The following is a 21,721-nucleotide window of genomic DNA, read 5'->3' as shown; positions in this document are numbered from 1 at the left end:
TATAGATAGGTTTACGCCCTTGAATCTCGAAATTTAACCTAAATACCTATGAAGAAGTTTATTGCATTAACTGCGATCGTTGCCTTTTTGTTCAGTTGTAACTCCGGAGACCGAGGAGAACTGGTGGGGGCAAAAGGTAAAAAATGGTATCCTCAAAAGCCTTACGGAATGACGCTTATCCCAGGTGGATCCTTCATCATGGGTAAAAGTGATGATGATTTTGTTGCCGTTAACGATGCGCCAACAAAGACCGTTACAGTTCGTTCGTTCTATATGGATGAAACCGAAATTACAAATGCTGAGTATCGCCAATTTGTGAATTGGGTTAGAGATTCTACAGTAAGGTTGCGTCTTGCTATTATGGCCGATGAGGTGGGTGCAACCCCTGGTGATGCAGGAATCGGTGAATTTGCTTTCGTCGATCAAGAGAATGAAGAGATGACGCCATACCAGCAATATATGTATGACAATTACTTTGGGATGGGTGAAGATTATTACGCCGGTAGAAAACTGAACGATAAAGTAGATTTGATTTGGGACACTTCAGAATACCCAGACGAATACTATTCTGAAGTAATGGATACAATGTATATTCCAATGGAAGAAGCCTATAACGGTCAACGTACCATTGATGTTAGTAAGTTGAATTTCCAATATACCTATATGGATATTGAATCTGCAGCAAGAGACAAAACCAAGAGACGAAAAGACTTTATCAAAAAAGAAGAATTGAATATTTATCCAGATACTACAGTGTGGATTAAGGATTTCAACTATTCATATAACGAGCCAATGCACAACGATTATTTCTGGCACGAGGCTTATGGAGATTACCCTGTTGTTGGTGTTAGCTGGAAGCAAGCAAAAGCATTCTGCGCTTGGAGAACTTTGTATAAGAATTCATACCAAAAATCTAAAAAGAAGAACTTCGTAAACTCTTTCCGTCTTCCCGGTGAAGCAGAATGGGAGTATGCTGCTCGTGGCGGTCTGGAATCAGCAACTTATCCATGGGGTGGTCCTTACGCTAAAAACGATCGTGGTTGTTTTATGGCAAACTTTAAACCCTTAAGAGGAGATTATGCCGCGGATCAAGCTTTATATACAGTTGAGGCTAAATCTTATGAGCCTAATGATTTCAACTTATACAATATGGCAGGAAACGTTTCGGAATGGGTGGCTTCTTCTTATGATCCCGCTTCATATGACTACACCTCCACTATGAATCCAAACGTTAATGATCCTGACAATATGCGAAAAGTAGTACGCGGTGGTTCGTGGAAAGATGTTGCGTATTTCTTGCAAGTAAGTACCCGTGATTATGAATATGCAGATTCTGCCAGAAGCTATATCGGTTTCAGGACTGTACAGGATTATATGGGAACTGATGTTGTTCTTAACCAAAACTTTGGCGATGCTCGCTAATATTCCCTTATTTACTAAACTAAAATAACCTTAATCAAAAACTCTCAACTAAAAATTTAAGTATTATGGCACAATCAAGATCATCAAAAAAATTATTTAATATGGCCTACGGCCTTGGGGCATCTATTGTAATTTTAGGCGCACTTTTCAAAATTCTTCACTGGGAATTAGGTCCCTTAAATGGAGGTCTTCTTTTGGCAATAGGTCTTATCACCGAGGCAATTATTTTCGCAATCTCTGCTTTTGAGCCAGTAGATGACGATTTAGATTGGTCATTGGTTTATCCTGAATTGGCTGGAGGTGCTGCAACTAGCAAAAAAGCTTTAAAAGAACCAGAAGATGCACAAGGACTTCTTTCTAAAAAATTGGATGAGATGCTTAAGGAGGCTCGTATCGATTCAGAGTTAATGAACAGTCTTTCAACCAGCATCCGTTCTTTTGAAGGTGCTACTAAGAGTATGGCTCCTACTGCAGAAGCAATGAACTCTACAAAAAAATACAGCGAGGAAATGGCATTGGCAGCAGCTCAAATGGATTCTTTGAACAGCTTGTACAAAGTACAGATTGAGTCAACTAGCCGTCAAGCAGAAGCTAACCAAGCAGTTGCCGAAAATGCGGAACAATTAAAACAACAAATGCAGCACTTGGCTACCAACCTTTCTTCATTGAACGGTGTTTACGGAGGTATGCTTTCTGCAATGACTAATAGAAACTAAGATAGGTTTTCACCTTAATTATTAATCTTTAAAAAAGAATAAAAATGGCAGGAGGAAAACTATCCCCAAGGCAGAAGATGATTAACCTGATGTATCTGGTTTTCATCGCGATGCTTGCACTGAATATGTCCAAAGAAGTATTGTCTGCTTTTGGACTACTTAATGAAAAAATATCTGACGCAAATGTGGCTACCTCACAGCGTAATACTGCTTTTATGGAGGGATTGGCTATTAAAGCCAATGACGAACCTGCACAATACGCGGCTGTTGAAGCAAAAGCAAGAGAAATTTCCCAAATTTCTGACGAGTATGATGCATATCTTACTACTCTTAAGTCTGCTTCAATTGAAAAAATAGAAGATCCGACAGACTATGAAGTAATGGACAAGCCGGATTACTTTAACAATTTGTTCTTTACCGGAGATAAATACAAAGAAGGGGGACAGGAATTTTTGAATAAAATGGATGAATATCGCACAGAAATGATAGCGGTTCTATCTGATACCGCTCTTGCAAAAGTGGCCGGTATAGAAGATATCAAAAAATCTATTGAAGCAAACTTTTCTACAGCCCCGGTAACCAATCGTGACGGAAAAGAAGTAGCTTGGTTAAATTATAACTATGAAGGCTTTCCTCTAGTTGCATCTTTGACTAAATTGACACAAATTCAAGCAGATATTAAAACAACTAAAAGCGAAGTATTGCAAAGAATGCTAGCAGGCCAACAAGCGGCTGCGCTATCTTTCAGTAATTACTCAACTTTATTGGAAACTTCAAAATCTGCATACTACTCTGGTGAAAAATTTGATGGAGCAATTGTATTGGGTCGTACAGATGAGAGTACTAAACCAAAAAGAGCCGAATTGACTTTGGACGGAAGAAAACTTGTTGAAGGTACAGATTATACTTTTGAAGGTGGTAAAGTGAAATTGAATGTAAGCGCCGGCTCACCGGGTGACCATAAAATTGAAGGAATCCTTTACTACGGTGAAGGAGGAGAGGAAACTGAAGTAGAAGTTAATAGGTCTTTCGCGACAATTTCATTACCTAATTCTGCGGTAATAGCTGCTGATAAGATGAACGTTGTTTACCGAGGTGTAGATAACCCAATGACCGTTTCTATCCCAGGTATTCCTGATAATAAGGTAAACGCATCTGCTGCAGGTCTTTCAAGAGTTTCAGGTAGCAAATATGTAATGCGACCAGGATCCGGTAGAACTGTTACAATTTCCGCAACTGGTACATTACCGGATGGAAAACCTGTAGGTTCAAAATCTGAGTTCCGTATTAAAGATATTCCACCACCAGTGGGCGCCATTCGTGGTGAAACCGGAATTGTGCGTATGGAGCGCGGCGGTCTTGAAATTTCTTCGGTATCTGCAGTATTGCCAGATTTCGATTTTGATGTAAATCTTAACGTTACAGGATTCAGTTTCAAAGTATCAGGACAACCAACCGTTCGTGTAAACGGAACCAAGCTGGATGGTGCAGCCAAAGGTGCTCTAAGAAGAGCTGGAAGAGGCGAGACTGTTCAAATTTTTGATATCAATGCCAATGTTTCTGGAAGTGGCGTAATGCTTAAGAAAACATCTCCAGTTATTATTGAATTGACAAACTAATATTTAGTATAAAACCCCTATCGGTATGAATTTGAAAAATGTTGTTTTATGTGTTTTTGGCCTCGGAATGGCTGTCGGTGCAAACGCACAGGTAAACATTCTTAACGCCAAAACCCCCGAAGATATAGGCAAGAAGACCGAAGCACAGATTGCTTATGATAATGATGAGCCCTTACCTTATGGTTATACGGATGAGCGTGATGTGTTATGGTCCAAAACCACTTGGGAAATAATTGATCTTGATGAAAGAGTCAACTTCCCACTTTATTATCCTATAGATACAAACAACATTGGCGCGGACAGACGCTCTCTTTATGATGTTTTGGTAAAAAACATTAAAAATGGAAAAATAGAAAGTGTTTACGCAGATTCCTATTTTACTGAAAAGCGTACCCTACAGGATATCGAAGCTTCCTTGGTTTATAGCGATACTACCGATTTGGGTATCGAGCAGTATAACGCTGAAGGAACCGTAGATCCACAATACGTACGTCGTTTTTCTTTGGATGCTGGCGATATAGAAGAGTGGCACATTAGAGGCTATTGGTATCTAGACAAGCGCCAAGGTGAGCTTAAATATCGTATGTTGGGAATTTGTCCAGTAGCGAATGAAGCACGTTCCAAAGCATTCCCGGAAGATGGAATTGATTCGAAGGTTGAGCTTTTTTGGGTTTGGTTCCCAGGAGCGCGTGAAGTATTGCACGAAGCAAAAGCTTTCAATAGAAAAAATACATCGCAACCCATTTCATACGACCACTTGTTAAATTCACGACGTTTCAACGCCGTAATCTATAAGGAAGACAACGTACAGGGCGATAGAGACGTGAAGGATTACATAAATGATAATGCACTTATGCAATTGTTGGAATCTGAAAGAATCAAGGAACAAATACGTAACATAGAAATTGATTTGTGGAATTATTAATTGATTAATAAGGCCATAATTTTGAAGAAAACCCTTCAAGTTCCATTTTCGGAAACTGAAGGGTTTTTTATATCACAATAATGATTGAAAAAGATTACATAATTGTAGGGCTCGGGATTGCGGGAATAACTTTGTGCGAACAGCTCCAAAACAACGGGAAAAGCTTTGTGGTGATTGATAACGGCGCAGAAGGCTCCACAGCAAAGTCTGGCGGGGTTTTTAACCCAACAGTGCTTAAACGCTTCACGGCGGCTTGGAACGCCTCAGCTTTTTATCCGGTGGCGGTTAATTACTATAAAACCCTGTCGGGAAAGCTTGGAAAAGATTTTTTTGTTGAAACTCCAATTTTTAGAATTTTCAAAAGTGTGGAAGAACAAAACAATTGGTCTGTAGCATGTGATAAAAAAGAACTCCAACAATTTCTTTCTTCGGAATTTATAAAGAATACAGACCCAGCTGTTAATGCGCCATTTGGTTTCGGAAAGGTTTTGGGAACTGCTCAAATACAAACCGATATTTTACTTTCAGAGTATCGAAATCTTCTTTTAAAAGCAAACAATTTGCTTGCGGAAGTCTTTCAATACAACGCCGTTTTTCAAAAAGAAAACAAAGTGATTTATAGAAACATTTCGGCAAAGAAAATCATTTTCGCAGAAGGCGCCCAGGCAGTTGAAAACCCCTTTTTCCCAAAGCATACATTAATTGGAAACAAAGGCGAATACCTAATTATTAAAGCTCCGGAACTTAAGCTGAAAGCGCTTTTAAAAGGCCCCGTGTATGTAATTCCATTGGGGAATGACCAATACAAAGTTGGAGCAACTTACAGCCGTGATGATTACAGCATTAATGCTACAAACGAAGCAAAAGAAGAAATACTATCAAAATTGAAAACCGTTATTAATTGCCCTTTCCAATTAATAGGGCACACTGCGGGCGTAAGGCCCACTACCAAGGATCATAGGCCCTTGCTTGGAAGCTTGAAAGAAAACCCGAACTTGATATTTTTTAATGGTTTGGGCTCGCGCGGATTTTTGATGGCGCCTTTGCTTTCGGAAATTCTTTTTAATTATTTGGAAAATGATATACCACTTCCCAAAGAGATGAATATTACGAGAATGTTGTGAAAGCTTTAAATTAGGCTTCGGCTTTGCTTTTATTGTATTTCATAAAAAAGTTGATCCAAATATTTCTCGAAATTCTTAAAATAAGCGGAAGCATCACAACCAAGATGCCTATAATGGCAAAGAAGGTATAGTTTCTATCCAACCCGATAAAAAAATAAGCAATGATAAAAGTAGCAACCGCAATGGCCACGCCCACTGCATAGCTCACGTACATTGCACCGTAAAAAAAGGAAGGCTCAATTTTAAATTTTGTGTTGCAATGGCTGCAGCGCTCGTGCATTTTCAAGGCTTTTGAGAGTTTGTAAGGATTGCGTTCAACGTACATTTCACCTTTATGGCACACTGGGCAAGTTCCCGTAAATATACTGTAGAGTTTGGAGCCTTTGAGGAATTGCATAATCAGTTTTTTTAACAGTGCAAAATTAAGCATCTTTGCAGAAATTTTAGTCCTTTATAATGGTCAATATCCACAATTTATCGGTTTCCTTTCAAGGCGACTACTTGTTCGAGAAAATTACCTTCCAATTAAAACCTGGCGATCGGGTAGGATTGGTTGGAAAAAATGGTGCGGGCAAATCAACGCTTTTAAAAATTATCGCGGGAGAACAGGAATATGACAGTGGCCAAATAGCGACTGATAAAGAAATATCCATTGGGTTTTTAAAACAGGATATCGATTTTGAAAAAGGACGCACGGTTTTGGAGGAATCTTACGAAGCTTTCACTGAAATAAAAAGACTTGAAAAACAGCTTGCCGAAATAAACACCCAACTCGCCGAGCGCACTGATTACGAAAGTGACAGCTATCATCAACTTATGGTAGATTTAAACGAAGTGCAGCACCAATACGAAATTCACGGTGGCTATAATTATCAAGGCGAAACCGAACGCATTCTACAAGGTTTGGGCTTTCAGCGGGAAGATTTTACAAAACTAACTGAAACTTTTTCCGGCGGGTGGCGTATGCGTATTGAACTGGCGAAGCTCCTGCTTCAAAACAACGATATCCTGCTGCTGGATGAGCCTACAAACCACTTGGATATTGAATCCATTCTTTGGTTGGAGGAATTTTTAAAAGGATATGCGGGCGCCGTTGTAATCGTTTCCCACGATAAAATGTTTTTGGACAACGTGACCAATCGTACCATTGAAATTTCCCTTGGAAAAATTTACGATTTCAACAAACCATATACACAGTATTTAGTACTTCGGAATGAATTGCGTGAGCAACAATTAGCTTCGCAAAAAAATCAGCAAAAGCAGATTGAACAGACTGAAAAATTGATAGATAAATTTCGCGCAAAGGCGAGTAAGGCGACGATGGCACAGTCGCTCATAAAAAAACTGGACAAAATAGACCGTATTGAAGTAGATGAAGACGACAACAGTGTGATGACGCTGCGTTTTCCGGTGTCAATCACCCCGGGAAAAGTAGTGATTGAAGCCGAAAATATTTCCAAAAACTATGGAGATAAAAAAGTTTTGAAGAGTGTTGATCTTTTGGTAGATCGCGATAGCAAAATTGCCTTTGTAGGTCAAAACGGTCAAGGTAAATCTACTTTGGCAAAGATTATTGTTGGCGAAATTGAGCACGGCGGAAAACTCACTTTGGGCCATAATGTTCAGATTGGCTATTTTGCCCAAAACCAAGCCGATTATCTCGATGGTAGCAAAACTGTACTTGACACGATGATTGATGCCGCCAATGAAAAAAACCGAAGCCGTGTGCGTGATATTCTCGGTTCTTTTCTTTTTCGTGGAGATGAAGTTGAAAAATTTGTGCGCGTGCTGAGCGGGGGCGAAAGAAACCGATTGGCATTGGCAAAATTGCTGTTGCAACCTTTTAACGTTTTGGTGATGGATGAACCTACAAACCACCTCGACATAAAATCCAAAAACGTACTGAAAGATGCTTTAAGAAGTTTTGAGGGAACCTTGCTTTTGGTTTCCCACGATCGTGATTTTCTGCAAGGGTTGACCAATAAAGTATACGAATTTAAAGACCATCACATAAAGGAATATTTAGGCGATGTTAATTATTTTCTTGAGCAGCGAAACCTCCAAAACCTTCGCGAAGCTGAAAAAAAGACGGTTGTTTCAGAAGTAAAAGAAAAGAGAAGCGCCGGCGAGGAATATGAAATTCAGAAAAAACTGAAATCGGTAAAAAACAAGCTCAGCAACGTGGAATCGGCAATTTCTTCTTTGGAAAAAGAGATTGCAACTATTGACACCGAACTTCTTATAAATTACGAAGAAACTATTGCAAAGCCACACTTTTTTGACAAGTACCAAGAAAAGAAAAAGAAGCTAAAAAAGTTAATGGAAGAGTGGGAAGTGCTTCAGGAAACAGTGGAATCCCTATCCTAAAAACAGGAAAAATCCTGTAATTTCTTTCGATTATTTATCTTAACTTGTTCTTTTTTAACAGGTTAAACAAATCGTGGGGATTATGGAAAACGAAAACACATTCAAACTTTGTATCACTATGGCCGGGGCGGTATCTGCGGGAGCTTATACTGCTGGCGTTTTGGATTATTTAATTGAAACGCTCGACCTTTGGGAAAAGGCCAAGGAAAAAAACAGAAAACTTGGCATTGCCCATCCAGACTACGACCACACCATCCCAATGCACCAAGTGGAAATTGACGTTATAAGCGGCTCTTCGGCAGGTGGAATTTCGGGCTCGTTGACATTTATGGCCTTGGCCGACAAAAAGTTCAAAAGTTTCAATAAAGACAATCCCTCAGGAACCGATAATATTTTCTACAAAAGCTGGGTAGATATGGGCAACACCGCTGAAAATAGTACGGTGGACAAACTGCTGAACAATAGTGATTTAAAAGAGTATGGCGAAGTACGGTCACTACTGAATACCCAAGCAATAGATATAATTGCCGATGAAGCGTTGGCGGTACGTGAGCAACGTGAAATTCCGAAATACGCCTCAGACAGTCTGGACGTGATTTTGACTACTACCAACCTGCGCGGTATCAACTTTATGGTAAATTTTGATGATAGCGGGCGCGATACTTCAAAAGGAACGGTTATCACAAATCACGGTGGTTTTTTCAGATATAAGTTAAAGAATGATAAATATCCCACCGGGATACCTACAAAGGAAGACGAACTGTACTATGTGCTCGATCTTTCAAACGAAACACATCTTCAATATTTAAAAGATGCCACGTTGAGTACCGCAGCATTTCCAATTGGTTTAAAATCACGGGAGGTTGCTATTTCTGCGGAATACATAAAACGGTACCCGAAATATTTGTTCAATAAATCCAAGGGCATCGAACCACTTTTACCCGAAGGCGCTATTTATAAATTCAACTCTGTGGATGGTGGTGTCATTAATAACGAACCCTACGGAATTGGACTGAAAGTTTTACGGGAAAAGAACCCAAAGAGTATTGAAGCTTGCAAGTATGGAGTAATAATGATAGATCCGTTTCCGAACAAAGATCACGACGTTGCTGAAAGTGGCAGTGGAATTATGAGCATAGCAGGAGGGCTTTTAAAAGCGCTTCGCAATCAAGTAATGTTCAACCAGGATGGTATTTTGGACGCGCTGGACATGACCGATCGGACTAAATTTTTAATTGAACCTATTCGTAAAATTGAAAAGGACGGGAAGTGGGTTCGTCCCAAAAATGATTTGGCTGCTGCTCCCATTGGTGGTTTTGCAGGCTTTTTGAGTCGAGATTTTCGGGAGCACGATTTTCAGCTGGGTCGAAAGAATTGCCAAGTTTTTTTGCGGTATTATTTCGCGGTAGCTTCTGAAGATATTGAAAAGCGTTTGAGCATTGTACCAAATAGCGCCATAAAGGATAGGTATCAATTTTCGGTGCCTGCAATGGATCCCAATGGCGAAAAGTTTTTTCCTATTATACCCGATATGCGCGTCCTGAGGAATTTTGACAACCAGGTGGATAAAATAAACTACGGAAAGGATGCCGAAATTCAGGACTTGCCGTACCCAAAATTATCCTTTTCAGAATTTGAAAGCCGTTACAAATCCAAAATCAAGGATAGAATCGGGCTGATAGTGAAACATTTGCTGAAGAACAAGTTTCTTTCTTTTTTGGCAAATTTCTTTTACGCAAAAAACGCAGGGTATAAATTTGTAAAAGAAGCCCTAGAGAAAGAGCTGGGGGAAAATGATTTATTGAAATAATAGCTATGTACGAACACTTTTTTCAATGCCCCCATTGTTGGGAAGAAATTTCGATGTTGCTGGATACTTCGGTTCGGCATCAAAAATATATTGAGGATTGTGAGATTTGTTGCAACCCCATTGAATTGGAAGTAACCTTTCAAGATGGCGAACTTATTGGCTTTTCAGCGAACAGTATTGGTCAGTAAGTTTTAATTTCATAAATTTATAGAAACAAACCTGACATACTTCCCTATGATCTCCTCTTTCACGCTCGCAGATAATATTATTGGTTTTATTGTTGATGGCCCGTATGATGAAGGTTCAGTAGAAAAAATCCAAATAGAAGTAAATAATAAACTTGAGGTCTATGATAAGGTGAGTCTATATATAGAAGATACTATTAATGCAGATATTTCACTTAAAGCTGTTATTAAAAGCTTACCGTTTAAAATTAAAACCGGAAACCGTTTTGATAGAGTGGCTGTAGTGACGGATCGTAAATGGTTGCAGATTGTAAGTACGCTCGAAAAGCTTTTTTTCAATGCCGAACTTCGAATTTTCCCTACACAACAAAGACTGGACGCTATACAGTGGATCAGTCATTAAGCTTTTGTTTAAATCAAAATTTTAATAAGAGCTTCCTTAACGTTTATCCACAAAAAATTAAAAACTGATTTAGATTTGTTACGAGTGGCATTTGCTTTTCCTTCTTTGTAAAACTCATCTTTTTTCTCGCTGTTTTTTGAAATAAAGATATTAGCTATCGTCGAGAGAAACTTATTTTTTTCTTTTCCGTCTTTTTGCAACAAAGTTACCTTAAAGTCTGAATAGTTTATTTTCATATCTATTGTTGAGCTGGTATTATTTCCATCAATTGTAAAATAAGTTTTGTTGGTGTTACCTTCCAGCATTACTTTTAGATTTGGTTCTGTAAAACTGTTTAACCTTTCAGCAACAAGCTGCCCCACTTCAGCCCTAAATTGAAACTGGTCTTCCGTATTTTGAACGTCAAAACTCCAATTTACTGTGATGGGGGTTTTTTCCATAAAATTGGATTTTATTTTTATTTCTGTTTTGGTAGGGCTATTATAAGTGTTGCTCACGTTGGCCATTTCGGCATTTAAGTTTTCAAAATTGATGGAGCCGCCCATGTTTTCTGCATTTTGACGTTCTTCATAAACTATTTTCGCGTCCGATATTTTAAGGGAATCCACAGTGAGCGCGAATGGAAGCTCCCGAAGCATTTTGCTGTACAAAGGCTTTGTCTTGGTCTCATCGGCCACCAGTTTATCCCGAAATAGTTCCAGTGAAGGTTCGGTTAGGGAAACCTTTTTACTTTTTGCATAAAAACGATTTTGCTTAAAACCAAAATCAATTCCTTCTACCGACAGCGATGGTACTGAAAGGTCATAATGATCGCGCTCTTTCGAAATCAGTTTTGACAATTCCTGTTTTGAATACTTTGTTTTTAGCTCTAAATTTTTAAAATTGGCAGTGCGGTTTTGGATGGAAAAATCCTGTACGGTCAGATTCTCAAATGCGCTTACCTTTACGAAAAGCGTATCGCTCTTAGCCTCGTAGTTTTTATAATCAAGCGGTATTTTTCGGGCAATGGTGTTGTTGTCTATTTTAATACCATTAATTTCCACGGAAAGGCCTTTGGTATAGAGTTTTGTGGAATCCTGTCCTTTTTCAAAAATGGCCAGTTTGGTATGGTTTATTTTCAGATTGTCGATTATAATTGGTTTGTAAATTGAAATTAGACCGCCATCCGTGCTGTTTTCGCTTTTTTGGACCCGATCTTGGTAATAAGCTATCGTCGGATTTTCGAGGGTGATGTTTTCTATGTGTATTTCATTGTGGATTAAATAATCCCAATAGCTTACATCGGAAATTTTAAGTTTTTCGACGTTTACAAACGTATGTTGCGCCTCATTCCTTTTGTCTTTAATGATAAGTGAGGCATTGGTGATGGAGAGTGAGCCGCCAAAAGTTTCTACGGAAATTTCATCATAGGCTCTGGTCATATTTTGCGGCAATCGGTTCTTTATAAAATCCTCAACCTTATTTTTAACAATTAAATTGGCTGCTATTGTTCCTATCAGGAAAACCGCACACAATGCCAGAATGCCGTAAATAATTTTTCTATAGTTCTTTTTCATCTTTTAAATATAAGTAAAGAAAGGCATCGAAAAATGAAAGGGTTTTTATTTTTGAAAAATTTAGTATTTCTTCCTTGTAAACTCTAAAAAGCTTCGTATCTTTGCCGTCCATATCGCGGGATAGAGCAGTAGGTAGCTCGTCGGGCTCATAACCCGAAGGTCACAGGTTCGAGTCCTGTTCCCGCTACAACATAGCCCCAAGGAAACTTGGGGCTTTTTTATTTTTTGCATAGATGGAAGAATACGTGGTTTACATACTGGCTTCGTCTAAAACGGAAAAACTTTATAAGGGCCATACCTCAAACCTGATCGAACGTTTTAAATCGCATAATGCACTTTCGAAAAAAGGTTGGACAATCCGTTATAGGCCCTGGAGCGTGGTCTTCGTACGTTTTTTTAAGACCAAAAAGGAGGCCATGTGTTTTGAAAAATACCTCAAGACGGGCGTCGGGAGGGAATGGATCGCCAAAAACATACATTTTGGATAGCTCGTCAAGCCCATATCCGCCGCGGCGGAAACAGGTTCGAGTCCTGTACCCGCTACAACATAGCCCCAAGGAAACTTGGGGCTTTTTTGTTTTTTGCATAGATGGAAGAATACGTGGTTTACATACTGGCTTCGTCTAAAACGAAAAAACTTTATAAGGGCTATACCTCAAACCTGATCGAACGTTTTAAATCGCATAATGCACTTTCGGAAAAAGGTTGGACAGTCCGTTATAGGCCCTGGAGCGTGGTCTTCGTACGTTTTTTTAAGACCAAAAATGAGGCCATGTGTTTTGAAAAATACCTAAAGACGGGCGTCGGAAGGGAATGGATCGCCAAAAACGTACATTTTGAATAGCTCGTCAAGCCTATATCCGCCGCGGCGGACACAGGTTCGAGTCCTGTTCCCGCTACTAAGAAAGCCTCCTTTTTTTGGAGGTTTTTTTTATGCCCTTTTACCTCCGCAATGACAATTCTTTAACAGCATTTTTACATAGCATTTAGTACATTAGCCGTTTATTTTTAAAGCTGAACACTAATGAAATATTTCACCTGCAGTTTTTTGGTTTCACTGCTTCTCACAACAATCTCGTTTACATTATTTGCACAGGAAGTAAAACAAGACAACCAACATCTTTTTGATAATTTTTCATACAGACAAGGTAATGTTTACCGTACCGCTTCGGGAAAACCAGGGCCGGAATATTGGCAGAACTCGGCCGATTATAATTTGGAAGCCACGCTTGATGATAAAACGCACACGGTTTCAGGAAATGTAACTATATATTACACAAATAATAGTCCGGAGACCTTAGATTTTATTTGGTTATATCTTGAACAAAACCGTTTCACTGAAAACTCCCGAGGAACTTTGACAACTCCAGTTCAGGGCAATCGTTACAGTGGCGACGTGGAAGGTGGTTTTGAGTTGAAAAATGTTTCGGCAAAAACCAAGACCGGAACTTCTTCAAAACATATAATTACCGATACGCGTATGCAACTTTGGTTGGATAAACCTTTGGAAGCTAAAGGAGGTAGAGTTGAAATAAAAATGGATTTCAAATTTAAGGTTCCCGTTGAAGGAATGGACCGCATGGGCAGACTGGAAGTAAAGGACGGAACTATTTACGCCATTGCGCAATGGTATCCTCGAGTTGCGGTTTTTGATGATGTGGTTGGCTGGAATACTGATCCCTATTTAGGAGCAGGTGAGTTCTATTGCGAATATGGAAATTACGACGTGAAAATTACCGCACCAGCCAATCAAACGATAGTATGTTCCGGGGTTTTACAGAACCCCAACGATGTACTTACAAAAGAACAGCAAACCCGCTGGGCACAAGCTGAGAAAAGCGATAAAACCGTTTACATCATAAAGCCGGAAGAAGTTGGCAAGCCTGTTGCTTCTGTGAAGACCGATGGCATGCTCACCTGGCATTTTAAAATGGAAAACACCCGCGATGTGGCCTGGGCGGCTTCCAAAGCATTTATTTGGGACGCAGCGCGCATGAATCTTGGCGATGGCAAAACAGGATTGGCACAATCAGTTTACCCAAAGGAAAGCGACGGTAAAAATGCTTGGTCGCGCTCAACGGAATTCACAAAAGCTTCGGTTGAGTTTTACTCTAAAACATACTTTACTTATCCCTATCACAATACAATAAATGTAGCGGCAAGCGTGGGCGGTATGGAATATCCCGGTGTAAGTTTTTGTCATTATCAAAGTAAGGGCGAGGATCTTTGGGGCGTTACCGATCACGAATTCGGGCACAATTGGTTCCCGATGATCGTGGGCAGCAACGAGCGCCGCTATCCGTGGATGGACGAGGGTTTCAACACTTTTATAAACCATTATAGTACCGAGGCTTTTAACAATGGTGAATTCCCAACAACTACTGATAATCCGAAAAACATAGTGCGCTATTTAATGTACGAAAACCGTGAGAGCATTGATACCTATCCTGATGTGGCCAATGCAATGAATTTGGCTTATACCGCTTATTACAAACCCGCAGTGGGTCTTTACTTGCTTCGCGAATATATTTTGGGAGGGCAGCGTTTTGACAATGCCTTTAGAAGCTACATTCACACATGGGCGTATAAACATCCGCAACCGAACGATTTTTTCAACCATATGGAAAACGTTGCGGGCGAAGATCTTTCCTGGTTTTGGAAAGGGTGGTTTTACGGTAATGGCAACATAGATTTGGGTATTTCTGAAGTGAAATCTTACAGCGGAAATTATTTGATTACAGTTGAAAACGATGGGCAAATCCCGATGCCGGTGCAGCTTCAGGTGATTTATGATGACAATTCAAAAGAAGAAATCTCGCTTCCCGTTGAAATCTGGCAGCGCGGCAATAGTTGGACGCACCTTTTAAAAACGACCAAACAAGTACAGCGCGTGGTTTTGGATCCCAATAAAATGCTGCCCGATGTAAATGTTTTGAACGACACTTGGAATAAACTTTAAAAATTCCAACAAGGAAAAAATGCTTCCAAACTATAAATTTTGGAAGCATTTTTTTTAATAATATTTGGTAATTAATTTAGCATCCGCCTAAATGAACTATCGGATATTGGCTTACATCTATAGTAACATCGTTCGTGCTTTTTTTCACCATTTCAATCGCTTCGTCTGTACTGTATTTATGTGGGCCTATGTAAAAAGTAGCTCCCCGTTTCCCCAATTCCTTTACATATTCCACTGGGTCTGCAATTGGCGCTGGCGGAGCCTCGGGAGCCATATATAAATTTCCGTTTTCTGCTGATGGTGTTTTAGAAACCTTTGGGGCTGGCGGCGGCGGTGGAATATCACTTTTTTCGCCCATTTTTACTTTTGGTGGTTTTGGCGGAGGAGGTGGAGGCGGCGGAAAACATTCTGGAAAAGGCTGCGCTTTTGCTTTTTGCGCATCGGTCATTTTTCTATAAATGGTTTCTAAAACCTTCAGATCTTTCAGTGGAATTTTTCGCTTTTCAATATCCACCGCATTATATTTTTTTGCTAATTTGTTGTATTCTGCCAATTCAGCTTCGGTGGCTTTTTGCTGAATTATTTTTCCAGTATTTTCATCTCTTTGTTCAGGTTCATCTATTTGAACTGACCAAGGATTGTTTCCGTCATTTTTTACATTGGTTCCTGCCGCTTTAAATTTTTCAAGATCCCTTAAGTATTCTTGATATAAAACTTCAGCTTCTGTAACAGTTTTTCCAGAATATGAATTTACTATAACATTTGTATCCAAATTTGCATCCTCTAAGTTTTTTATATTGGACATGCTAATCTTCCTAAGGTTGCTGGCATAGAATATTTCTATAATCTTTTCAGCTTTATCCTTATCGTTTTCGTTGTAAAAACCCACATTCCCAGAAATATATTTTTGTTTTTGATCTGTGCTTAAATGTATATTTCGTTTATTTATTTCACTTTTTAAATTTTCAAAATCAACGGGTATTCCATTTAAAGTAAGCTTAGAATCTTTATCAATAACAATCTTTATATCCTCAATGGTGTCAGTTATAATTGTTGTGTTATTTTCAGAGAACTTCGCTAAAACTTCCTTCGTGCTAAATCCATAAATTAATACAGATAGCAACGGTAAAATCAATAAGCTTCTAAGCCAAATGGCTCTTTTTGAAGTGTGTGTTTTCATAACGGTAAATCGTTTTTTGATTGATGAATAATTCAGGGAATGCGCCAGTGAAGGCGTAGCTGCATCCCGATAGCTATCGGGAGATGAGAATGCAAGAAGTATTTTTTGATATGCTGAGGTTTCTGCGCCGGCTTTCAAAACGGCACGGTCCGCCAAAAATTCGTGGTTCAGTTTGATGCTTTTTTTGATGAAATGGAACAGTGGATTGAACCAAAACACGATCTGCAATATTTCAACAAAAATAATGTCCAAACTGTGTTTCTGGCGCGCGTGGGTTTCTTCGTGAAATATGACTTCCTGCGGTATTTCACGGTTTTCGAATTGCTTTTTGTTCAGAAATATATAGTTGAAAAATGTGTGCGGAATTATAGCTTCCTTTAAAAGCACATTTATAAAAGGGGTGTTTTTATATTTTGGGTTTTTCCGAATTTGTTGGATTAATCCAAAAAGATTTCTGAAAAATTTAATGCTGAAAAACAGCACTCCCAAGCCATAAATCGCCCAAAGCACGAACGGCCAGTAATTTAAGGTTTGTTCAACTTCAGTATAATTTAATTGCGGAGTTACTTCGGAATAAATGGGCACGATGGGCGAAACTTCCACATAACTGGTAAAAGTGATAAGCGGAATTAGAAAAGCGGCAAATAAACTTCCGAAGAGATAAAAACGCTTAAAAGTGTGCATGGAGGTGTTTTCCAAAGCAACTTTATAAAAGGCGAAAAGGACGGCAAGAATGGCTGCGGATTTCAGTAAATATAGTTCCATAACTACTTCTTTTTAATTTCAGAATCGATTAATGTTTTAAGCGCTTCCAACTCTTTTTTGGAAAGATTGGTCTCTTCGGTAAAAAACGAAGCAAACTGCGACGGACTATTATTGAAGAAATTTTTAATCAACCCATTAACGTGTTTTGAAAAGTAATCCTTCTTTTTCACCAATGGGAAATATTCACGAGAGCGCCCAAGTTGTTTATAATCTACAAACTTCTTATCCTGCATTCGCTTTAAAAGTGTGGCAACAGTTGTTGTTGCTGGCTTTGGGTCAGGATACGCATCAACTAAATCTTTCATAAAAGCGCGTTCCTGCTTCCACAAAATCTGCATTAATTGTTCTTCGGAATTTGATAAAGCCATCATTGAAATATATTTGTATTCTACAAACGTAGAACAAAAATTTTAATTCTACAAATGTAGAGGTCAGAAAATTCTAAATAGCAAATTCCAAATTCCAACCTTGTCATGCTGAGCGCAGGCGAAGTGCTCGACTTAACTCAAAGCAGAATAGTTTATATTTGCACAAATTTTAAAAAAATGATCTCAGAAAAAGAATTACAACAGCGAAGCGATAATAAATGTGAACTTTGCGGTTCTGAAGAAAATTTAAATGTTTATGAAGTGCCAAGCTCTCCAACAAATGTGGCGGAAACAAGCATTTTTATTTGCAACACTTGCAATGAACAAATTGAAGATCCCGAAAAAGTTGAACCCAATCACTGGCGCTGTTTGAATGATAGTATGTGGAGCACCGTTCCTGCTGTGCAGGTTATGGCGTGGCGCATGTTGAACAGATTAAAAACTGAAGGCTGGCCGCAGGATTTGCTGGATATGATGTATTTGGAAGACGAGACAAAAGAATGGGCTAAGGCTGGAGTGGCAGAAGCAAAAGCAGATGCAGTTATTCACCGCGACAGTAACGGCGTTATTTTGGAAGCGGGTGATTCTGTGGTTTTAATAAAAGATTTAAAAGTGAAGGGAAGTAGTATGGTAGCCAAACAGGGCACGGCAGTGCGCAGAATTTCCCTCGATCATGAAAACGAGAAATACATTGAAGGCAAAGTTGATGGGCAGCAGATTGTGATAATTACTGATTTTGTGAAGAAAATATAGACTAATATTTATAGTCTAATTTTTTCATAAATTCCTTAAAGCGATTCTCGTTCCTATAGGCTTCAAACATAGGTTCGTTCGGTAGTTCGATGAGTCCAAGATCATTGTATGTCCGTGCTTTTTCCAACCAATAGTACATTTTTTCTTTGTCTTGGAGCACTGCATAAGTTCCCGCAATTTGAAAACTCCATGCTTTTTCATATTCATTGATCATTTTAGTCAACGCGGAATTGGATTTTTCCTTATCACCCAGAAAATGGTAGGCTATAGCCTCTACATGAAGCCTAAACCCTTCCAAAGGTTCTTTCTTAATGACCTCTAAGGCTTCATTATAACGTTTCTGGTTCATTAGTATTAGCGCATATAATGAGTACGCAACATCTTGATTGGGATTTAAGTCAATGGATTTCTTTATGGCTATTTCGGCATCCTTGAAGTTTTTCGCCATATAATAGGTGTTGGCTAAACTGTAATAATTACCAGCATTTATAGGATCCAGCGTAATTACTTTTTTATGGATAGCAATGGCCTCTTCGGTATTGCCCCTTAGAAGCGCTACTTCTGAAGCCCTGTGCAAAGCGGTTTCATTATGGGCTTCTAAACGCAAAGCTTTTTCAGCAAGTCTTCCAGCTTTACCAATATCATTTTCGTATTCCAAAGATAATAAAGACAGAAAGGCATAAGTTTCCGCATAGGTGCTGTCTGCTCTTATTGCTTTTTCTGCAACTTGATAGGTTAGCTTTTTAGCTTCTTCATAATTAATAATTCCGAAATTATTTTTTGTGTGGTAAATATTGCCCAACGTTATTAAGGCCGGAGCGTATGTGGAATCCATAGCCAAAGATTTTTTCAATAATTGTTCAGCTTTTAGCAAAGATGAATCGTCATAGTTATTGTGAAATATATAACGACCTTCCAAAAACAAGGTGTAGGCTTGGGTGTTTGATTCTTTTACCTTCGGAATTATTTTATCCAAAATACGCAATTGAAGATTTTCAGCTACTGCCTTGGCAATTTCATTTTGAATCTTAAAAATGTTTTTTAACTCTTTTTCCCAAGTCTGTGACCAAATATTATTGTCGCCCTTTGTCTCAACCAGGTTTACACTTACCCTTATAATGCTGTCCTGTGAGCGTACGCTGCCTTCCAGGATGTATGCCACCTTTAATGCTTTTGCTATTTCTGGCAAGCCCATTGCTTTATTTTTGAATGAAAAGGCTGATGTGCGCGAAGTAACTTGCAGTTCGTTTATCTTAACAAGGGAATTTAACACCTCTTCTGCTAAACCATCTGCAAAATAACCTTGCTGATTGTCAGGCGACATGTCTGAAAACGCCAAAACAGCTATGGATTTTTCAGGATTCGTCTCCAGCGCAATGGTGGGTTCATTTTTTTGGGATCGCAACCGAAACCTATCTACAAACAATAAAATTATCGCCAATGCTAAAAAGGCAATAATGAAGGTATTGAGTTTCTGTCCCGTTTTTTTGGCAATGGATTTTTCCTTTGGAACATTCTTGGTCTTTTTGATACCGTCTGCCGTAATTTCAAAAAACCATGAAATACAGACCCATACCGGGAGCAAAACAATCAAAATAATTAAAATCATTTTTCCAAACCAAACGGGAGCATTGATGATAGGGGTGAGTATAGCTATAACCTGAAGCAGAACCCAAGAAAATACCAAATATGAAACCGTGCCTTTAAAGACGTTTCTTCTTTTTAGCTCGTTAAAAAAATCATTAAGGTTCATGGTGTGCCGTTATCAGTTATAGGGAAGCCCATTTTGTCAATAAATTTTTGCCATCTTTTATCGTTGTGCAGATTTCTAAAGCGAGGTTCAGACAAGACTTCGTTCAATCCCACATCGTGTACTTCGTATGCCTTATCCAACCATTTAAAAGCATTTTCGGTATCATTTCTAAAGGAATAGCTTTCTGCAATTTGATAGGCCATATCATTAGTGTATTTTGCAATAAGTTCCTGCATATAGGCATTAGATTTTTCCATATCGCCCAATTTATAATATATGTCGGCATAAATTTGCAGGCTCCATCCTTCATCTTCTTCTCTTTTAATAGCTTCCAAAGCGGCTTCAGTTCTGTTTTGCTGCAATAAGATACGCGCGTAATAATAATGCACGGCATAGCGATTGGGCTGTAATTCTATACACTTTTTGGAAGCTGCCACGGCTTTGTCTAACTGGTCTGCGCAATAATATGCATTCATCAACTGATAATAGGAGTCGGGATTTAGGGGGTCTAAACTTGCTGAATATTCCTGAAGTCTAACGGCACTATCCACCTTGCCCAAAGCCAGTGCAAGCGTAGATGTAAGGCTTATTATTTCGGGATTAGAGCCGTCCAGTTTTAGGGCTATTGCATTTAATTGTTGGGCTTTGGTAAAATTCCAGTCATAGCTTAATTCATAATCTGCCAAATATGCATAGGCCAATGCATTTTCGGGGTCTATTTCCAATACTTTTTTTGCAGCATCCTTTGCTAAAGTATAGCCCTGCTTAAAACCTAGGGTTCCATTGTTGGCCTGGGTTTCATACACTCTTGAAAGCAGCAGCCAGGCCGGCACGTACTTACTGTCCATTTCCAGTGCTTGTTTGGCTAGAGCAACAGCTTCTACCAGTTTCTGTTCATCGCTGGAAAAATTATATGCGTGCACGGCCTGCAAATAAAGTTTATAGGCTTCGGGATTGGTTTTTTTGGACTTCGGAAGCGGTTTTGAATCCAGCAGATTTAGCTCCAGTGCTTTTACCACGGCTTCTGAGACCTCGTCCTGTATTGCAAATATGTTATCCATATTTCTATCATACGTTTCAGACCATAGGTGCTTATCTTCTTTTGCTTCAATAAGCTGTGCGGTAATACGAAGTAGGTTTCCAGATTTGCGCACGCTACCTTCCAAGACATACGTAACGTTTAGTTTTTCTGCAATTTCAGGAATCTGGAGTTCTGAATCTTTAAACGAAAAGGTTGAGGTGCGGGAAGTAACTTTCAGATTTTTGATCTGCGATAATAAATTCAGAAGTTCTTCTGTAAGCCCATCCGCAAAATATTCGTTGTCGTTTTTCTCAGAAAAATCCTCAAATGGAAGTACCGCAATGGTTTTGGAATTCATTGCTATTGCAGGGGTGGCAAAAGTATTTTCACGTTTTTTATCGGTTATAATAAACCTGTCAATAACCAGAACAACAAGAATAAGCACTAATATTCCAATTATAATTTTATTGAGTTTTTTTCCAGTCTTTTTTCGGATGGAAGCAGATTCGGCTACTTTACTGGTTCGCTTTAAACCAGTTGGTGTAAATTCAAAAATCCAAGTAAGCAATAAATATATGGGAAAACCTATCAAAAGCAGGTAAAATAAGCTTTTGGAAATCCAAAGTGGCATTTCCGTAATATCCTTCAACAGTGCAGCAATGCGAATAAGGAGCCATGACACCACTATATATGAAATGGCCCCCTTTATTACATTGCGTCGCTTTAGTTCATCCCAGAAACTTTTGCCCCTCTTCACAACTCAAAATATTTGGTTAGCTATATTGAATCCTAAAG

General features: G+C 39.0%; 19 protein-coding genes and 1 tRNA gene. 14 read left to right on the top strand and 6 right to left on the bottom strand.

The features are described 5' to 3' along the window. Positions 1-48: 48 nt before the first annotated feature. The 5 genes from porK (at position 49) to AC58DT_RS10590 (ending at position 5,806) form a co-directional block, all read left to right on the top strand. Positions 49-1,422, top strand: a complete 1,374-nt coding sequence (porK, locus tag AC58DT_RS10610) for a T9SS ring complex lipoprotein PorK/GldK (RefSeq protein WP_497216795.1) — start codon at positions 49-51, stop codon at positions 1,420-1,422. Between the two features lie 65 nt (positions 1,423-1,487). Continuing rightward, positions 1,488-2,138, top strand: coding sequence for a type IX secretion system motor protein PorL/GldL (gene porL / locus AC58DT_RS10605; protein WP_497216794.1), 651 nt, complete (start codon positions 1,488-1,490; stop codon positions 2,136-2,138). Between the two features lie 44 nt (positions 2,139-2,182). Next, entirely contained in the window at positions 2,183-3,757 is a 1,575-nt protein-coding gene (gene porM / locus AC58DT_RS10600; protein ID WP_497216793.1) for a type IX secretion system motor protein PorM/GldM, read from the top strand. A gap of 25 nt (positions 3,758-3,782) precedes the next feature. Continuing rightward, entirely contained in the window at positions 3,783-4,682 is a 900-nt protein-coding gene (gene porN, locus AC58DT_RS10595) for a type IX secretion system ring subunit PorN/GldN (protein ID WP_497216792.1), read from the top strand. Positions 4,683-4,762: 80 nt separating this feature from the next. Beyond that, complete coding sequence (locus AC58DT_RS10590; protein ID WP_497216791.1) at positions 4,763-5,806, top strand: NAD(P)/FAD-dependent oxidoreductase; 1,044 nt, start codon at positions 4,763-4,765, stop codon at positions 5,804-5,806. Positions 5,807-5,816: 10 nt separating this feature from the next. On the opposite strand, the gene AC58DT_RS10585 is transcribed toward AC58DT_RS10590, so the two are convergent. Beyond that, complete coding sequence (locus AC58DT_RS10585; protein ID WP_497216790.1) at positions 5,817-6,203, bottom strand: DUF983 domain-containing protein; 387 nt, start codon at positions 6,201-6,203, stop codon at positions 5,817-5,819. A gap of 59 nt (positions 6,204-6,262) precedes the next feature. Here AC58DT_RS10585 and AC58DT_RS10580 point away from each other — a divergent pair, with 59 nt between their 5' ends. From AC58DT_RS10580 to AC58DT_RS10565, 4 genes are all read left to right on the top strand, one after another. Beyond that, positions 6,263-8,173: an ABC-F family ATP-binding cassette domain-containing protein gene (locus AC58DT_RS10580; RefSeq protein ID WP_497216789.1), complete on the top strand. Its 1,911-nt coding sequence runs from the start codon at positions 6,263-6,265 to the stop codon at positions 8,171-8,173. An 82-nt stretch (positions 8,174-8,255) separates the two neighbouring features. Next, the gene (locus AC58DT_RS10575) at positions 8,256-9,983 is read left to right on the top strand and encodes a patatin-like phospholipase family protein (RefSeq protein ID WP_497216788.1); all 1,728 of its coding nucleotides are present in this window, start codon (positions 8,256-8,258) and stop codon (positions 9,981-9,983) included. A 5-nt stretch (positions 9,984-9,988) separates the two neighbouring features. After that, positions 9,989-10,171, top strand: a complete 183-nt coding sequence (locus tag AC58DT_RS10570; protein WP_497216787.1) for a CPXCG motif-containing cysteine-rich protein — start codon at positions 9,989-9,991, stop codon at positions 10,169-10,171. Positions 10,172-10,217: 46 nt separating this feature from the next. Then, positions 10,218-10,571 (top strand): SpoIIAA family protein, encoded by a 354-nt coding sequence (locus AC58DT_RS10565; RefSeq protein ID WP_062623071.1) that lies wholly within the window; start codon positions 10,218-10,220, stop codon positions 10,569-10,571. 8 nt (positions 10,572-10,579) lie between these two features. Here AC58DT_RS10565 and AC58DT_RS10560 read toward each other — a convergent pair whose 3' ends face one another. Continuing rightward, positions 10,580-12,127, bottom strand: a complete 1,548-nt coding sequence (locus AC58DT_RS10560; protein WP_497216786.1) for an AsmA family protein — start codon at positions 12,125-12,127, stop codon at positions 10,580-10,582. A gap of 114 nt (positions 12,128-12,241) precedes the next feature. Between AC58DT_RS10560 and AC58DT_RS10555 the strand changes: the two genes are divergently transcribed. The 4 genes from AC58DT_RS10555 to AC58DT_RS10540 all read left to right on the top strand — a co-directional run bounded on the left by AC58DT_RS10555 (position 12,242) and on the right by AC58DT_RS10540 (position 15,086). Beyond that, positions 12,242-12,314 (top strand) — tRNA-Met (locus AC58DT_RS10555). A 46-nt stretch (positions 12,315-12,360) separates the two neighbouring features. After that, positions 12,361-12,615 carry a GIY-YIG nuclease family protein gene (locus AC58DT_RS10550; protein WP_045079100.1) on the top strand — a complete coding sequence of 85 codons (255 nt, stop codon included), beginning with the start codon at positions 12,361-12,363 and terminating at the stop codon, positions 12,613-12,615. Between the two features lie 101 nt (positions 12,616-12,716). Continuing rightward, a complete protein-coding gene (locus AC58DT_RS10545) occupies positions 12,717-12,971 on the top strand; it encodes a GIY-YIG nuclease family protein (protein ID WP_497216785.1) in 255 nt (84 codons plus the stop codon). Positions 12,972-13,151: 180 nt separating this feature from the next. Beyond that, positions 13,152-15,086 (top strand): M1 family metallopeptidase, encoded by a 1,935-nt coding sequence (locus AC58DT_RS10540; RefSeq protein WP_497216784.1) that lies wholly within the window; start codon positions 13,152-13,154, stop codon positions 15,084-15,086. Positions 15,087-15,162: 76 nt separating this feature from the next. Here the strand turns inward: AC58DT_RS10540 and AC58DT_RS10535 are convergent, their stop codons facing one another. Together AC58DT_RS10535 and AC58DT_RS10530 are read right to left on the bottom strand one after the other, a co-directional pair. Beyond that, positions 15,163-17,031, bottom strand: a complete 1,869-nt coding sequence (locus tag AC58DT_RS10535; protein WP_497216783.1) for a M56 family metallopeptidase — start codon at positions 17,029-17,031, stop codon at positions 15,163-15,165. 2 nt (positions 17,032-17,033) lie between these two features. Further along, entirely contained in the window at positions 17,034-17,399 is a 366-nt protein-coding gene (locus AC58DT_RS10530; RefSeq protein ID WP_497216851.1) for a BlaI/MecI/CopY family transcriptional regulator, read from the bottom strand. 177 nt (positions 17,400-17,576) lie between these two features. Between AC58DT_RS10530 and AC58DT_RS10525 the strand changes: the two genes are divergently transcribed. Continuing rightward, entirely contained in the window at positions 17,577-18,152 is a 576-nt protein-coding gene (locus AC58DT_RS10525; RefSeq protein WP_497216782.1) for a PhnA domain-containing protein, read from the top strand. Between the two features lies 1 nt (position 18,153). On the opposite strand, the gene AC58DT_RS10520 is transcribed toward AC58DT_RS10525, so the two are convergent. Both AC58DT_RS10520 and AC58DT_RS10515 read right to left on the bottom strand, forming a co-directional pair. Beyond that, positions 18,154-19,905, bottom strand: a complete 1,752-nt coding sequence (locus AC58DT_RS10520; protein ID WP_497216781.1) for a tetratricopeptide repeat protein — start codon at positions 19,903-19,905, stop codon at positions 18,154-18,156. After that, on the bottom strand, positions 19,902-21,683 hold the full coding sequence (locus AC58DT_RS10515) for a TPR end-of-group domain-containing protein (protein WP_497216780.1): 1,782 nt from the start codon (positions 21,681-21,683) through the stop codon (positions 19,902-19,904). The genes AC58DT_RS10520 and AC58DT_RS10515 overlap by 4 nt, the downstream gene beginning before the upstream one ends. Between the last annotated feature and the right edge of the window lie 38 nt (positions 21,684-21,721).

This window comes from Aequorivita sp. CRS11 (genome assembly GCF_059693805.1).
This window is presented reverse-complemented; position numbering and strand designations above follow the sequence as displayed.

Coding starts and splice junctions, on each gene's coding strand:
- porK (WP_497216795.1), top strand. CDS start 49: ATGAAGAAGTTTATTGCATTAACTGCGATCGTTGCCTTTTTGTTCAGT.
- porL (WP_497216794.1), top strand. CDS start 1,488: ATGGCACAATCAAGATCATCAAAAAAATTATTTAATATGGCCTACGGC.
- porM (WP_497216793.1), top strand. CDS start 2,183: ATGGCAGGAGGAAAACTATCCCCAAGGCAGAAGATGATTAACCTGATG.
- porN (WP_497216792.1), top strand. CDS start 3,783: ATGAATTTGAAAAATGTTGTTTTATGTGTTTTTGGCCTCGGAATGGCT.
- AC58DT_RS10590 (WP_497216791.1), top strand. CDS start 4,763: ATGATTGAAAAAGATTACATAATTGTAGGGCTCGGGATTGCGGGAATA.
- AC58DT_RS10585 (WP_497216790.1), bottom strand. CDS start 6,203: ATGCAATTCCTCAAAGGCTCCAAACTCTACAGTATATTTACGGGAACT.
- AC58DT_RS10580 (WP_497216789.1), top strand. CDS start 6,263: ATGGTCAATATCCACAATTTATCGGTTTCCTTTCAAGGCGACTACTTG.
- AC58DT_RS10575 (WP_497216788.1), top strand. CDS start 8,256: ATGGAAAACGAAAACACATTCAAACTTTGTATCACTATGGCCGGGGCG.
- AC58DT_RS10570 (WP_497216787.1), top strand. CDS start 9,989: ATGTACGAACACTTTTTTCAATGCCCCCATTGTTGGGAAGAAATTTCG.
- AC58DT_RS10565 (WP_062623071.1), top strand. CDS start 10,218: ATGATCTCCTCTTTCACGCTCGCAGATAATATTATTGGTTTTATTGTT.
- AC58DT_RS10560 (WP_497216786.1), bottom strand. CDS start 12,127: ATGAAAAAGAACTATAGAAAAATTATTTACGGCATTCTGGCATTGTGT.
- AC58DT_RS10550 (WP_045079100.1), top strand. CDS start 12,361: ATGGAAGAATACGTGGTTTACATACTGGCTTCGTCTAAAACGGAAAAA.
- AC58DT_RS10545 (WP_497216785.1), top strand. CDS start 12,717: ATGGAAGAATACGTGGTTTACATACTGGCTTCGTCTAAAACGAAAAAA.
- AC58DT_RS10540 (WP_497216784.1), top strand. CDS start 13,152: ATGAAATATTTCACCTGCAGTTTTTTGGTTTCACTGCTTCTCACAACA.
- AC58DT_RS10535 (WP_497216783.1), bottom strand. CDS start 17,031: ATGGAACTATATTTACTGAAATCCGCAGCCATTCTTGCCGTCCTTTTC.
- AC58DT_RS10530 (WP_497216851.1), bottom strand. CDS start 17,399: ATGGCTTTATCAAATTCCGAAGAACAATTAATGCAGATTTTGTGGAAG.
- AC58DT_RS10525 (WP_497216782.1), top strand. CDS start 17,577: ATGATCTCAGAAAAAGAATTACAACAGCGAAGCGATAATAAATGTGAA.
- AC58DT_RS10520 (WP_497216781.1), bottom strand. CDS start 19,905: ATGAACCTTAATGATTTTTTTAACGAGCTAAAAAGAAGAAACGTCTTT.